The organism is Achromobacter spanius, assembly GCF_002966795.1.
GTDB classification, from domain to species: Bacteria; Pseudomonadota; Gammaproteobacteria; order Burkholderiales; family Burkholderiaceae_B; genus Achromobacter; species Achromobacter spanius_D.
Genome location: NZ_CP023270.1, coordinates 2911258 through 2924351, shown reverse-complemented (window position 1 = coordinate 2924351; position 13094 = coordinate 2911258). Strand labels below are relative to the sequence as shown.

Genomic DNA, 13094 nt, shown 5'->3' with positions numbered 1-13094 from the left:
TCACCGTGCCCGATCTGCTAGAAATCGACCACATCTCCCTCGCCTACGACACGCCCGCGGGCCTCAAGCCCATCGTGCAGGAATTGTCGCTGGGCCTGCCCGCCGGCCATATCGGCTGCCTGCTGGGCGAGTCCGGCTGCGGCAAGACCACCGTGCTGCGCGCCATTGCCGGCTTCGAGCCGGTGCGCGCCGGCCGCATCCTGCTGGACGGCACGGTCATTTCGTCGCCCACCGAACAGGTCGCGCCCGAGCTGCGCCGCGTGGGCATGATGTTCCAGGACTACGCGCTGTTTCCGCACCTGACCGTGGCGCTGAACGTGGCGTTCGGCCTGCGCAAGCTGCCGCGTCCGGACCGCGCCCGCCGCGTCGAAGAGATGCTGGAACTCGTCGGCCTGGCGCACGCCGCCAACAGCTATCCGCACGAGATCTCCGGCGGCCAGCAGCAACGCGTGGCCCTGGCCCGCGCGCTTGCGCCCTCGCCCGACCTGCTGCTGCTGGACGAACCGTTTTCGAACCTGGACGTGGACACCCGCGAACGGCTGGCCTTCGAGGTGCGCGAGATCCTGAAGACCACGGGCCACACCGCGATCCTGGTCACGCACAACCAGGCCGAAGCGTTCGCCATTGCCGACCGCATCGGGGTGATGGCCAAGGGCCGCATCGCGCAGTGGGACACGCCGTACAACCTGCACCACAATCCGGCCGACACGTTCGTGCGCGACTTCATCCGCCGCGAGGCACTTGAAGAACAGCGCGAGCAGGCGCTGGCACGCGGCCGATAGCGGAACCCGCGGGGCGCGCGGGCCCCGCCCCGCGTATCAATCCGCCGACAGCTTCACCTTCTGCGACAAGGCCTTGAAGGCCTCGTGCTGGCTTTGCGTCAGACGCTCGACTTCCTGCGGCGTCGAGCCATAGGGCATGAAGCCGGCCTTCTCCAGCTTGTCCTTGACGTCCGGCATCGCAAGCGCCGCCTGGAAGGCGTCGCTCAGCACCCGCGTCACGTCGGGCGACATGCCGGCGGGGCCATAGACCGCAAACCACGGATCCACCACCGCGCCCGAATAGCCCAGTTCGGCCAGCGTCGGCACGTCCGGCAACGCCGGCGCGCGCTTGCTGCCGGTGACCGCCAGCGCGCGGACCTTGCCCGCATTGATGTGAGGCAGCGACGCGGGCAGGTTGTCGAACATCACCGGCAGGTGGCCGCCCAGCAGATCGTTCAACGCCTGGGCGCTGCCCTTGTAGGGCACGTGCTGCATGCCGGCGCCGGTCAGCTGGTCGAACATCACCCCCGCAAGGTGCATGGACGTGCCCGTGCCGGGCGTGCCGTAAGACGTATTGGGATTCGCCTTGGCGTAGGCGACCAGATCCTTGACGCTGTCCACCTTCACCGACGGTCCCACCTCCAGCACCACGGAGGAAGCCCCCAGCATGCTGATCCCCGTGAAATCCTTGGTCGGGTCGAACGGCATTTTCGGGTACACGAACGGATTGAGCGCGTTCGTGGATATTGCGCCGAAGCCGATGACGTAGCCGTCCGGCGCGGCCTTCGCGACGGCGTCCATGCCGATGTTGCCGCCCGCGCCCGGACGGTTCTCGACGATGACCGGCTGCCCGAGTTTCTCGGCCACCTTCTGACCCGCCGTGCGCGCGACCAGATCGGTCGTGCCGCCAGCCGTGTACGGCACGATGAAGGTAATGGGCTTGGCCGGATAGTCGGCGGCGTGCGCGGACACGGCGCCCTGGATCAACGCCAGCGCGGCCAGGCCGCGCAGCGCATTGTGGGTGTAGCGATGCATGATGTCTCCCTCCCGTTTGTCGTTATGCACGGGTAGCGCATCTTATCGCCGGACAGCGGCGTCGCACAGCGCGATCCCGCCAGCTTGTTCCGCCAGGTATCAATTCATGTTCCGCCGCGGGCGTTTATCGCCGGGCCGCCCGCTCCTATAGTTCGTCTCACTGTCTGAGCGCGCAGGCACCCTCAAATGCCAAACCGGAGTATTGAAATGTCGAATAAGACTGTAGTGATCACGGGCGCGTCCAGCGGAATCGGATTTGCCCTGGCGCAGGAATACCTGCGCCGCGGCGACAACGTGGTGGGCAACGCCCGCAACCTGGACGGCTTGAACGCCGCCGCTGAACGCCTGGGCCAACTTGGCCTGGGCCTGCCCGACCGCTTCCTGGCCGTGGCCGGCGACATCGCCCTGGCCAGCACCGCCCGCGACATCGTGCGCCAGGCCACCGAGCGGTTCGGCCGTATCGACGTACTGGTCAACAACGCCGGGATCTTCATTCCAAAGCCCTTGGGCGATTACACCGACGACGACCTGGACCGCATCATCGACACCAACCTGAAGGGCTTTTTCCACATCACGCAGCAGGCCGCGGCGCACATGTCGGAATACCGCGACGGCCACATCGTCAACATCACGGCCAGCATCGCCATGCAGCCCAGCAGCCGCGTCCCGGCGCTGCTGCCGGTGCTGATCAAGGGCGGCCTGAACCACGCCACGCGGGCCCTGGCGATCGAACTGTCGGACCGGAGCATCCGCGTCAACGCGGTGGCGCCCGGCATCATCGAGACGCCCATGCACGACCCGGCCACGTTCGGCTTCCTGAATTCGTTGCAGCCGGCCGGCCGCATGGGCAAGGTGGAGGACATTGTCGGCGCAGTCACCTACCTGACCGATTCGGCGTACACCACCGGCGCGATCCTTCCGGTCGATGGCGGCGCCGCCGCCGGCCACTGGTAGCAACCCACACGGACGCCCGCCGCGCGGCGGGCGTCCCATCACCGAGAGACCCACCATGTCCATTGACGCCAGATTGGCCGAGCTTGGCCAGACCCTTCCGCCCGCGCCCCAGCCGCTGGGCCAGTACACCGCCGTCAGCCAGGCGGGCGACCTGCTCTTTATCTCGGGCCAATTGCCGCTGCGCGATGGGCACGTGGCGTGGCAGGGCCGCGTCGGCGCGGAGCTTACCGTCGATCAGGGCCGGCAGGCCGCCGAGCTGGCCGCGCTCAACGTGCTGGCGCAGATCCGCCAGCACACCGGCACCCTCGACCGGTTGGACCATCTGGTCCGCGTCGAAGGCTATGTCGCCAGCGCGCCGGGCTTTCTGGATCAGCCCGCCGTGCTGGATGGCGCATCGGGCCTGTTTGCACGAGTGCTTGGCGAGAAGGCCGGCCACGCGCGCACCGCCAATTCGGTCGCGCAGCAGCCCGGCAATGCGACGGTGATCCTGGTGGTCATCGCGCAGTTAAAAGGCGCCTGACCCGGCTCAGTCCGCCAGCTTGTCGACCAGAAAATCGACAAACGCCCGCACTCGGCGCGATACGTGCCGGGCATGCGGGTACAGCAACACGAACGGCCGGGTGCTGCCGCCATGCTGGGGCAACACCTCGGCCAGCCTGCCCTCGCGCAGGTCGTCTTCGACCACGAAGCGATAGGTCTGGAACAGGCCCGCGCCTGCTCGGGCCAACGTCACACCGCCCAGCACGTCCTCGCCCGTGCCATAGGCGCCGTCGGTCACGATGTCGACCGCTTCGCCGTCCACCTGAAACGTCCACGGAATGCGGCGCCCGCTGCTGGGCCGGTCGAACTGGATGCACTCGTGCGCGGCCAGATCCTCAAGCGATTGCGGCGTGCCGCGCCGGCGCAGGTACTCGGGCGCGCCGACCACCACAAGCTCGGCGTCCTCCAGCTTGCGCGCGATCAGCGCCGAGTCGTCGGGCGCGCGCCCACGCACCGACAGGTCATAGCCGTCGTCGGCAAAATCGACATTGCGGTTGCTGATGTGGACGTGCACGTCCACGTTGGGATATTGCTCGCGAAACGCGGGCAACAGCGGCAGGACGCGGTAATGCGCATACGGCGTGGGCAAGCTGATGCGCAGGCGCCCGGCCGCGCCCTGCCCGCCCACCTGGCGTTCGGCGTCGACCAGCTGTGCAATGGCCGGGCGCACCTGCTCGAAGTAGGCGCGGCCCTCGTCGCTAAGCCGGATGTGCCGGGTGCTACGCACGAACAGCCGGATGCCCAGCCGCGCCTCCAGCCGCGAGACGCTGCGGCTGACGGCCGCCGGCGTGACGCCCGCGGCGTTGGCGGCCGCGGTGAAACTGCTGAGTTCCGCGGCCAGACAGAACATCTCGATGCTGCCCAGTTGCAGATCATCAAAGTGGCGCGTCATGCGGGCTCCTGCCGTGAAGACCGGGCGGCCGGGCCGTCGGGCCGCCCTTGCCGGTCAGCGTCCCAACACATCGATGATGCGCTGGGCGATGTACTGGCCGTGAGTTTCCAGCGCGAAATGGCCGGTGTCCAGCAGTTCGACCACGGCATCCGGGTTGTCACGGCGATAGGCCTCTGCACCCGGCGGAATGAAGAACGGATCGTTGCGGCCCCAGATCGCCAGCGTGGGTACCTGGGCCTGACGGAAGAACGCCTGGAATGCCGGGTACTGCGTCAGGTTGTTCGCATAGTCCAGGAACAGATCGAGCTGGATGTCCTTGTTGCCCGGCCGTTCAAGCAGGGCCGCGTCCAGCGTATAGCCTTCGGGCGCGACGCTGTCCGGGTCGGCCACGCCGTGCACGTACTGCCACTTCGTGCCTTCGAAATTCAGGATGGCGTCGTGAATGGTCTGGCGGTTTGCAGGCGATGGATCGTTCCAGTAGGCGCGGATGGGCGCCCACGCGTCGCCCAGGCCGTCAAGATAGGCGTTGCCGTTCTGCGAAACCAGGCCGGTCACGCGCTCGGGATGCGCCACCGCCAACCGCAATCCGGTCGGCGCACCGTAGTCGAAGAAATACATCGCGTAGCGGGTCAGCCCCAGCTCGTCGACAAACGCTTCCAGCGATTTGGCCAGATTGTCGAAGGTGTAGCGGTAGCCGCGATCGGCCGGGACTTCGGTGAAGCCGAATCCGGGCAGATCGGGCGCGATGACGCGAAAGTGCCTGGCCAGCTGCGGGATGACGGTGCGGAACTGATGCGACGACGTGGGGAACCCATGCAGCAGCAAAAGCACGGGCGCTTGCGGATCGCCGGCTTCGCGATAAAAAAAGCGCAAGCCGTCGGCCTGAGCGTGGCGGTAATGGACGGTGTTGTCGGGCTGGGCGTTCATGACGGTCTCCGGGATGCGGGCAAGGAATGTCGATGGGGTTGCGAAGCTTCACGGCACAGTCTACGCATTTTGCGTAACCTGTCAACATCAACTTTAATGGTTACCTCAAATTGATTTGGCGTGCGACGCGCTGCTGCAACGTGCCGTTGCGACGTGCCCTATTCCCGCATCACCTCGGCGCCAGCCATGAAAAAGCCCGGCATGAGCCGGGCTGAGAACCATCGATCCGTGTCATTTCGCCTTGGCGCTGGCGTCGGCCGCCTCACGCTGCCGGAACGCCGCCACCTTGTGCCGGTTGCCGCACAGCGCCATGCTGCACCAGCGCCGCTTATGCGACCGCGTCCGGTCATAGAACCACAGCGAACACGCATCGCTTTCGCATTTGCGCACCAGTCCAAAATCGCCATGCGCAAGCAGATCGGCTGCCGCCTCCGCCACCGGCAACAGCCATTGCGCCGCCGTCTGCGAGGGGTACCGGCGCGACATCACCAGGCTGCCGTCATCCACCGGCGCAAGCTCGAGGTGACTGCCGCCCGCTGCCAGCGCGCGATTCAGCGCGGAAAGCGCCAGGGGCGCCTGCGCCTTGCGCTGCGCCACCAGCTCCCGGACGGTGTCGCGCAGACCGCGCGCGCTTTCCAGCAGACCGGCCGGCGCGGCGCCCGGCGCGGCGCCCTGCGCGGCGCCGACACCCGCAAGCGCCAGCCAGCCCGCCACGTCCGCGTCCGATTGCCATCGGTCGACCGGCCCGGCGCTGCTCTGCTCGACGGTGTTGATCATGTCCAGGGCGACGTGGTCGCCCAATTCTCGAAATTCGGGTGCGTGGCTGGTGTTCATGGTGATCTCCGGCGCCAGTGTAACCCTCAAAAATAAACAATAAAAGTTACACGATCATGGGGTGGCATGGCGCCACCCCATCACGCATTGTCATCCCACCCGCTCAGGCGCGGGCTTCCGGCAGCGGGATGAACTCGGTTTCGTCGCCGGGCACGATCTGATCGAAGCGCGTGCGCTGCCAATCCTGCTTGGCCTGCTCGATGCGGTCCTTGCTGCTGGACACGAAGTTCCACCACACGAAGCGCGGACCGTCGAGCGGCTCGCCGCCCAGCACTGCAAAACGTGCGGCCGTCTTGGCGCGGATCTGCACCGGCTTGCCCGGGGCAAAGACAACCAGGCGCCCGCTCTCGTAGGTCTGGCCGTCGATTTCCACCTCGCCTTGCGCCAGGTAGGCGGCGCGTTCTTCATGCTCCGCCGGCAGCACCGTGGTCGCGCCGGCCTGCAGTTGCAGGTCGCCGTAGAAGAGCGGCGACAGCGTCTTGACCGACGAGGTCTTGCCGAACAGCGAACCGGCCACCACCTGTGCGCGCACGCCCTCGCCCTCGATCACCGGCTGCGCATCCAGCCCGTAATGCGTGAACCCCGGATCGGTTTCTTCGTGCGCCTTGGGCAGCCCGACCCAGATCTGCAGTCCACAGAGGCGCTGCGGCGCAAGCCGGCTTTCCGGCGACGAGCGTTCGGAATGGACGATGCCACGGCCGGCGGTCATCCAGTTCACTTCGCCCGGCAGAATGGTCTGCGTGTGGCCCGCGCCGTCGCGGTGGACCATGGAGCCTTCGTACAGGTACGTCACGGTGGACAGGCCGATATGCGGGTGCGGCCGCACGTCGATGCCGGCGCCAATGTCGAAATCCGCCGGTCCCATCTGGTCCAGGAAGACGAACGGACCGACGCTGCGGCGCTGCATGGAAGGAATGGCGCGGCGGACGGAAAACCCGCCCAGGTCGCTGGTGCGTGGCACCACAACGGTTTCGATCTGGCTTTCGCCGGCTTGGGACAGGGTCGACATGGTGCAATGCTCCGCAATGGGTAGGCCTGGGGCCATCTTAATGGCCTCGGGGCCGGTAATGGGGGGAATGTGTGACACCGGGCGGATTCCAGATCCGCCCGGTGATTGGCGTCAGGCCAGGTCGAACACCAGCACTTCGGCGTCCTTGCCGCCCGACACGTCGACGCTGCCGGCGTCGGTGATCGCCACGGCGTCACCGGCATTCAGCGCGGCGCCGTTGACCGTCACACTGCCGCGGGCCACGTGGACCCAGGCGCGGCGGCCGGCAGCCAGCGGCAGCGAGGCCGACTCGTCGCCGTCGAACAGACCGGCGTATAGACGGGCGTCCTGATGGATCTTCATCGACCCGTCAGCGCCGTCACCCGTCACCAGGGCTTGCAGACGGCCGCGCTTTTGCTCATCGCTGAAGGCGCGCTCTTCGTATTCCGGCGCGATGCCGGTCACGTTTGGCTCGATCCAGATCTGCAGCATGTGCGTTTCGGCATCCGGCCGGGGGTTGAACTCGGAGTGCATCACGCCGCGGCCGGCGCTCATGCGCTGGACGTTGCCCGGCTGGATTTCCGAGCCGCTGCCCATGCTGTCCTTGTGGGCGATCGCGCCGTTCAACACGTAGGTGATGATCTCCATGTCCCGGTGGCCGTGCGTGCCGAAGCCGCGGCCGGCGGCGATACGGTCGTCATTGATGACACGCAGCGCGCCGAAGCCCATGTGAGCCGGGTCGTAGTAGTTGGCAAAGGAGAAGGTATGGAACGAATCGAGCCATCCATGGTTGGCGTGACCCCGTTCAGCAGCGCGGCGAATCGTAAGCATCTTGAACTCCTGTTTCAATAATATGAATGATTAGGGGGTGCATCCTGGCTTGGCTTTCTGCCTTGCCGTTTGTCTGCAACCCCGGCATGAGTGATATTCTGCGCGCCCTGCCGCTTCGTTTTGGCGCTATATTTTGATGACTTCGTTCAAATTATTTGAATACCCTCATTTGCCGCCTCGTCATGCAGCCCATCACCCCTGAACTTCTTGTCCTCGTCGACGCGATCGCGCGCCACGGCAGCTTTGCCAAGGCGGCGCGCGAACTGGGCAAGGTGCCCTCCGCCGTCACCTATTCCATCCGCAAGCTCGAAGACGGGCTGGACGTGCTGCTGTTCGACCGCTCGGGGCATCGCGCGCTGCTGACCCCGGCGGGCGAGGCGCTGCTCAAGGACGGGCGGCATCTGTTGCAGTCGCTGGACGAGCTGGCCAGCCGGGTCAAGCGCATCGCCACAGGCTGGGAAGTGCAGTTGCGCATCGCCGTCAGCGCCGTGATTCCGTGGCGCCCCATCTACGACCTGATCGACGAATTCCATGCGGTGGGCAGCGCCACGACGCTGCGCTTTTCCACCGAGGTGCTGAGCGGCAATTGGGATGCCCTGACGTCCGGCCGCGCCGACCTGGTGATCGGCGCGGGAGCAGCGGGCGAACCCACGGGCCCGTACCGCTCGCAGGCGATCGGCGTGATGCAGTTCGGGTTCTGCGTGGCGGCGAATCACCCGCTGGCCTCGCTGCCGCAGCCGCTCAGCCGCGCGGACATCACGCGGTACTGTGCCGTGGTGATTGCCGATACCTCGCGCAACCTGCCCGTGCAATCGCGCGGCATTCTGTCAGAGCAGCCGACGCTGGTGATGCCGTCGATGCAGGCCAAGATCGACGCGCAGGTGCGCGGCCTGGGCTGCGGTTATCTGCCGCTGACGCTGGCCGCGCCTTATCTTGCGCAGGGATTGCTGGTGGTGTGCGAAACGGATGAAGGCATGTCCCTGACGGAACACGTGGCCTACGCCTGGCGGGCGGAGCCGCCGGGCGAAGCCATGAAGTGGTGGCTGCAGAAACTGAAGTCGCCGCGCCTGTGCGAGAGCCTGCTCGGGATGTAGGCCGAGCAGGCGTCCGATCGGCTATTCGTCTTCGATACCCAGCTCGCGCAGCTTGCGCGTGATGGTGTTGCGGCCGATTCCCAAGCGTGATGCGGCTTCGACACGGCGGCCGCGGCTGGCATCCAGCGCGCTTTGCAGCAGGATTTTTTCGAACTGGCGAGTCAGCGTCGCCATGACCGCCGGCTCACCGCGCTCGAGCCGGTACTGTGCATCGCGCAGCAGCGAATCCTGCCAGTTGCGCGGCGCGCCATCCTCTGCCGGTTCGGACGGATAAGCGCCGGCCTGCACGACCGTGCCCACGCCCGCCACCGTCACGGGAGGCCGCGATGGCGCGAGGCCCGGCTGCGGCTGGTGTTCCATGGCCCGAATCTCGGGCGGCAGATCGGCGCGGTCCACCGTCTGGCCCGGCGCCATCACCGTCAGCCAATGGCAGAAGTTCTCAAGCTGGCGCACGTTGCCGGGGAAGTCGAACTTGGTCAGCACAGCCAGCGCCTCGGGCGTCAACCGCTTGACGGGCACGCCCAGCGTGCGCGCGCTGGCAGTCAGGAAATGCTGGGCCAGCGCGGGAATGTCCTCGACCCGCTCGCGCAGTGGGGGCAGCCGCAGCCGGATCACGTTCAGGCGGTGAAACAGGTCTTCGCGGAACAGGCCCTGCTCGACCCGCTGCTCCAGCGGCTGGTGCGTGGCGGCCACGATGCGCACGTCCACGCGCACGGGCTGCGCGCCGCCGACACGGTAGAAGCTGCCCTCGGCCAGCACGCGCAACAGACGCGTCTGCAACTCGATCGGCATGTCGCCGATTTCGTCCAGGAACAGCGTGCCGCCATGCGCCTCTTCGAAGCGGCCGCGGCGCAGGTTATTGGCGCCGGTGAACGCGCCGCGCTCGTGGCCGAACAGTTCGGCCTCCAGCAGGTCGCGCGGAATGGCCGCCGCGTTCAGCGCCACGAACGGGCCGCTGGCGCGCACGCCGTGGCCGTGCAGCGCGCGGGCCACCAGTTCCTTGCCCGTGCCGGATTCGCCGGTGATCAGGACGGTGACCTTGGACTGCGCCAGCCGGCCGATTGCGCGAAAGACTTCCTGCATGGCGGTGGACGACGATTGCGTCATCATCCAGCGCTCGTTGTTCTGCGCGGCTTCGCCCTGCCCGTCCGGGCTTTCGGGTTGCGTCGATTCCTGCATGGCGCGCTGGATCAGCGCGACAGCCTCGTTCACGTCGAACGGCTTCGCCAGGTAATCGAACGCGCCGCCCTGAAAGGCGGACACGGTGCTGTCCAGGTCGGCAAACGCGGTCATCACGATGACCGGCAGGCCAGGATGCCGCTCCTTCAGTTGGCGCAACAGCTCAAGGCCGTTGCCGCCGGGCATGCGAATATCGGACACCAGCGCCACGGGCGTCTCACGCGAAAGCGCCTCGAGCACGTCGGCCGATTGGGAAAAACTGCGGGTGGTGACGCCAGCGCGGGCCAGGGCCTTTTCGAGGACCCAGCGGATGGCCTGGTCGTCGTCGACGATCCATACGGGTTTCATCAGTTTGCGGGCTCCATCGGAAGGACCAGGCGAAACTCGGTGCGCCCCGGTCGGGATTCAAATTCGATGATGCCGCCGTGCTGTTGCACGAAGTCCTGCGCCAGGCTCAAGCCCAGGCCGGTACCGCCAGCCCTGGCCGTGACCAGCGGGTGGAAGATGCGGTCACGGATGTGGTCCGGCACGCCCGGACCGTTGTCGATGATGGACAGCACGAGCGCCAGGCGGTGCTGCCGGTGCGCCAGCATGACCTGCCGCGCGACACGGGTACGTAACGTCACCACGCCGGGTTCGGTCTGCGGGCCTTGCGGGCGCGCCACCAGTTCCTGCGCGGCGTTGCGCGCCACATTGAGCACGGCCTGCATCAGACGGGCGGCGTCGCCCTTCAGGTCCGGCACCGAGGCGTCGTAATCGCGCTGGATCGTGACGTCGTTGCGGAACTCGGCCTGGATCAGCGCGCAGACGCGCTCGCAGATTTCATGGATGTTCACCGGCCGCGCATTAAGTGGCACACGTTGCGGGCCGCTCAGGCGGTCCACCAGCGCCTGCAGGCGGTCGGCTTCGGAAATGATGACCTGGGTGTATTCGGCCAGGGCTGCGCTGGGCAGCTCGGCTTCCAGCAGTTGCGCGGCGCCGCGCAATCCGCCCAGGGGATTCTTGACTTCATGCGCCAGGTTGCGCAGCAGTTCGCGGTGGGCTTCGATCTCGTCCACCAGCCGGTGGTTGCGGTCGGCCAGCACGCGTTGCTCGATTTCGCGGGTCTCGATCAGCACCGGCCAACGCTGGCCGGTCAGTCCCACGGTCGTCACGGCGACTTCCACGGATTCGGCGGCGCGGCGCAACGAGGCCAGTTGCCTCACGTCGGCGTACCTGCCGCCCGCGGCGCGGTCGATGGATGACTGGATATTTTCAGGGTTGTCGAACAGGGTGGCGGCGGAATGCCCGCCCAGTTGCTTGCGCGATCGGCCGAACAGGTCCTCGGCGGCTGCGTTGGCGTATTCGATGTGGCCGCGCTCGTTGACCAGGAAAACTGACGTGGCTAGCAGATCGAGAGCTTCAACATTCATTTTCAACGTACCCGAATGGACAGGGGAAAGCGGAACGCGTCCGCGACGGGCGCGCCGGCCCGGCGCCCTGCCCGCCGGCGCGGGGCCGGGCGGGCAAGTCGTCGGGGGGCTACCTGGTGGTGCGCGTGGTGTGGGCAAGGTTTCTGCCTACCTCATCGCGCGCCCCCCAGCCACGGCCTCAAAGCATCAGAGGCTGTAGTACATGTCGAATTCGACTGGGTGCGTCGTCATGCGCAGACGCGTCACATCGGCCATCTTCAGGTCGATGTAGGCGTTGAGCATGTCGTTGCTGAACACGCCGCCACGGGTCAGGAACTCGCGATCCTTGTCCAGGGATTCCAGCGCTTCTTCCAGCGACGCGCAGACGGTCGGGATCTTCGCGTCTTCTTCCGGCGGCAGGTCGTACAGGTTCTTGTCGGCCGGATCGCCGGGGTGGATCTTGTTCTGGACGCCGTCCAGGCCGGCCATCATCAGGGCCGAGAAAGCCAGGTACGGGTTGGCCAGGGGGTCCGGGAAGCGCGCTTCGACGCGGCGGCCCTTCGGGTTGCCGACGTACGGAATGCGGATCGAAGCCGAACGGTTGCGGGCCGAGTAGGCCAGCTTCACGGGCGCTTCGAAGTGCGGGACCAGACGCTTGTACGAGTTCGTGCCCGGGTTGGTGATGGCGTTCAGGGCCTTGGCGTGCTTGATGATGCCGCCGATGTAGTACAGGGCGAACTCGGACAGACCGGCGTAGCCGTTGCCCGCGAACAGGTTCTGGCCGTCCTTCCAGATGGACTGGTGGACGTGCATGCCGGAGCCGTTGTCGCCAACGATGGGCTTGGGCATGAACGTGGCGGTCTTGCCGTAGGCGTGGGCCACGTTGTGCACGACGTACTTGACGATCTGCGTCCAGTCGGCGCGCTGCACCAGGGTGCTGAACTTGGTGCCGATTTCGAGCTGGCCGGGGGCAGCCACTTCGTGGTGGTGCACTTCAACCGGCACGCCCATCTGTTCCATCAGCAGGCACATTTCCGAACGCATGTCCTGGAACGAGTCGACCGGCGGAACGGGGAAGTAGCCGCCCTTCACGCCCGGACGGTGGCCGGTGTTGCCGCCTTCGAATTCCAGGCCGGTGGACCACGGCGCTTCTTCGGACTTGATCTTGACGAACGTGCCCGACATGTCGGTGTTCCAGGTCACGCCGTCAAACACGAAGAATTCGGGTTCCGGACCGAAGTAGGCGGTGTCGCCCAGGCCGGAGGACTTCAGGTAGGCTTCGGCGCGCTTGGCCAGCGAACGCGGGTCGCGGTCATAGCCCTTCAGGTCCGACGGTTCGACCACGTCGCACGACAGGATCAGGGTCGGCTCTTCGCGGAACGGATCCAGGTTGGCGGTGGCGCAGTCGGGGATGAGGAGCATGTCGGAGGCTTCAATGCCCTTCCAGCCCGGGATCGACGAACCGTCGAAAGCCTGCCCGCTTTCCAGCTTGTCTTCATCGATCGCGGTGGTGGGCACGGAAACGTGGTGCTCACGGCCAACCGTATCGGTAAAGCGGAAATCCACGAATTTCACTTCGTTATCGGCGATCTGTTTCAGGACGTCTTTCGGGCTTGCCATGTCATCTCCATTAGATAAAAGGGTCGAGGGCTTTGCCCGTCGACTGGC

The 13094-nt window shown here is 66.5% G+C and carries 13 protein-coding genes; 4 read left to right on the top strand and 9 right to left on the bottom strand.

Features of this window, described 5'->3' with window-relative positions; all coding sequences use genetic code 11:
• Nucleotides 1–5: 5 nt before the first annotated feature.
• On the top strand, nucleotides 6–782 hold the full coding sequence (locus CLM73_RS13125) for an ABC transporter ATP-binding protein (RefSeq protein ID WP_105241503.1): 777 nt from the start codon (nucleotides 6–8) through the stop codon (nucleotides 780–782).
• A gap of 36 nt (nucleotides 783–818) precedes the next feature.
• Here CLM73_RS13125 and CLM73_RS13120 read toward each other — a convergent pair whose 3' ends face one another.
• Nucleotides 819–1796, bottom strand: coding sequence for a Bug family tripartite tricarboxylate transporter substrate binding protein (locus CLM73_RS13120; protein WP_105238802.1), 978 nt, complete (start codon nucleotides 1794–1796; stop codon nucleotides 819–821).
• 207 nt (nucleotides 1797–2003) lie between these two features.
• Here CLM73_RS13120 and CLM73_RS13115 point away from each other — a divergent pair, with 207 nt between their 5' ends.
• Together CLM73_RS13115 and CLM73_RS13110 are read left to right on the top strand one after the other, a co-directional pair.
• On the top strand, nucleotides 2004–2750 hold the full coding sequence (locus CLM73_RS13115) for an SDR family NAD(P)-dependent oxidoreductase (RefSeq protein WP_105238801.1): 747 nt from the start codon (nucleotides 2004–2006) through the stop codon (nucleotides 2748–2750).
• Nucleotides 2751–2805: 55 nt separating this feature from the next.
• Nucleotides 2806–3270: a RidA family protein gene (locus CLM73_RS13110; RefSeq protein ID WP_105238800.1), complete on the top strand. Its 465-nt coding sequence runs from the start codon at nucleotides 2806–2808 to the stop codon at nucleotides 3268–3270.
• A 6-nt stretch (nucleotides 3271–3276) separates the two neighbouring features.
• On the opposite strand, the gene CLM73_RS13105 is transcribed toward CLM73_RS13110, so the two are convergent.
• The 5 genes from CLM73_RS13105 to CLM73_RS13085 all read right to left on the bottom strand — a co-directional run bounded on the left by CLM73_RS13105 (nucleotide 3277) and on the right by CLM73_RS13085 (nucleotide 7762).
• On the bottom strand, nucleotides 3277–4182 hold the full coding sequence (locus CLM73_RS13105) for a LysR family transcriptional regulator (protein ID WP_105238799.1): 906 nt from the start codon (nucleotides 4180–4182) through the stop codon (nucleotides 3277–3279).
• A gap of 54 nt (nucleotides 4183–4236) precedes the next feature.
• Nucleotides 4237–5109: an alpha/beta fold hydrolase gene (locus CLM73_RS13100; protein ID WP_105238798.1), complete on the bottom strand. Its 873-nt coding sequence runs from the start codon at nucleotides 5107–5109 to the stop codon at nucleotides 4237–4239.
• 231 nt (nucleotides 5110–5340) lie between these two features.
• A complete protein-coding gene (locus CLM73_RS13095; RefSeq protein WP_105238797.1) occupies nucleotides 5341–5943 on the bottom strand; it encodes a CGNR zinc finger domain-containing protein in 603 nt (200 codons plus the stop codon).
• Between the two features lie 103 nt (nucleotides 5944–6046).
• Nucleotides 6047–6952, bottom strand: a complete 906-nt coding sequence (locus CLM73_RS13090; protein WP_105238796.1) for a pirin family protein — start codon at nucleotides 6950–6952, stop codon at nucleotides 6047–6049.
• A gap of 111 nt (nucleotides 6953–7063) precedes the next feature.
• On the bottom strand, nucleotides 7064–7762 hold the full coding sequence (locus tag CLM73_RS13085) for a pirin family protein (RefSeq protein ID WP_056560985.1): 699 nt from the start codon (nucleotides 7760–7762) through the stop codon (nucleotides 7064–7066).
• A gap of 182 nt (nucleotides 7763–7944) precedes the next feature.
• Between CLM73_RS13085 and CLM73_RS13080 the strand changes: the two genes are divergently transcribed.
• Nucleotides 7945–8856 carry a LysR family transcriptional regulator gene (locus tag CLM73_RS13080; protein WP_056560983.1) on the top strand — a complete coding sequence of 304 codons (912 nt, stop codon included), beginning with the start codon at nucleotides 7945–7947 and terminating at the stop codon, nucleotides 8854–8856.
• 21 nt (nucleotides 8857–8877) lie between these two features.
• On the opposite strand, the gene ntrC is transcribed toward CLM73_RS13080, so the two are convergent.
• The 3 genes from ntrC to glnA all read right to left on the bottom strand — a co-directional run bounded on the left by ntrC (nucleotide 8878) and on the right by glnA (nucleotide 13046).
• Entirely contained in the window at nucleotides 8878–10383 is a 1506-nt protein-coding gene (ntrC, locus tag CLM73_RS13075) for a nitrogen regulation protein NR(I) (RefSeq protein ID WP_105238795.1), read from the bottom strand.
• Complete coding sequence (gene glnL / locus CLM73_RS13070) at nucleotides 10383–11447, bottom strand: nitrogen regulation protein NR(II) (protein WP_056560977.1); 1065 nt, start codon at nucleotides 11445–11447, stop codon at nucleotides 10383–10385. The genes ntrC and glnL overlap by 1 nt, the downstream gene beginning before the upstream one ends.
• A 186-nt stretch (nucleotides 11448–11633) precedes the next feature.
• Complete coding sequence (gene glnA / locus CLM73_RS13065) at nucleotides 11634–13046, bottom strand: type I glutamate--ammonia ligase (protein ID WP_056560974.1); 1413 nt, start codon at nucleotides 13044–13046, stop codon at nucleotides 11634–11636.
• Between the last annotated feature and the right edge of the window lie 48 nt (nucleotides 13047–13094).

Coding starts and splice junctions, on each gene's coding strand:
- CLM73_RS13120 (WP_105238802.1), bottom strand. CDS start 1,796: ATGCATCGCTACACCCACAATGCGCTGCGCGGCCTGGCCGCGCTGGCG.
- CLM73_RS13115 (WP_105238801.1), top strand. CDS start 2,004: ATGTCGAATAAGACTGTAGTGATCACGGGCGCGTCCAGCGGAATCGGA.
- CLM73_RS13110 (WP_105238800.1), top strand. CDS start 2,806: ATGTCCATTGACGCCAGATTGGCCGAGCTTGGCCAGACCCTTCCGCCC.
- CLM73_RS13105 (WP_105238799.1), bottom strand. CDS start 4,182: ATGACGCGCCACTTTGATGATCTGCAACTGGGCAGCATCGAGATGTTC.
- CLM73_RS13100 (WP_105238798.1), bottom strand. CDS start 5,109: ATGAACGCCCAGCCCGACAACACCGTCCATTACCGCCACGCTCAGGCC.
- CLM73_RS13095 (WP_105238797.1), bottom strand. CDS start 5,943: ATGAACACCAGCCACGCACCCGAATTTCGAGAATTGGGCGACCACGTC.
- CLM73_RS13090 (WP_105238796.1), bottom strand. CDS start 6,952: ATGTCGACCCTGTCCCAAGCCGGCGAAAGCCAGATCGAAACCGTTGTG.
- CLM73_RS13085 (WP_056560985.1), bottom strand. CDS start 7,762: ATGCTTACGATTCGCCGCGCTGCTGAACGGGGTCACGCCAACCATGGA.
- CLM73_RS13080 (WP_056560983.1), top strand. CDS start 7,945: ATGCAGCCCATCACCCCTGAACTTCTTGTCCTCGTCGACGCGATCGCG.
- ntrC (WP_105238795.1), bottom strand. CDS start 10,383: ATGAAACCCGTATGGATCGTCGACGACGACCAGGCCATCCGCTGGGTC.
- glnL (WP_056560977.1), bottom strand. CDS start 11,447: ATGAATGTTGAAGCTCTCGATCTGCTAGCCACGTCAGTTTTCCTGGTC.
- glnA (WP_056560974.1), bottom strand. CDS start 13,046: ATGGCAAGCCCGAAAGACGTCCTGAAACAGATCGCCGATAACGAAGTG.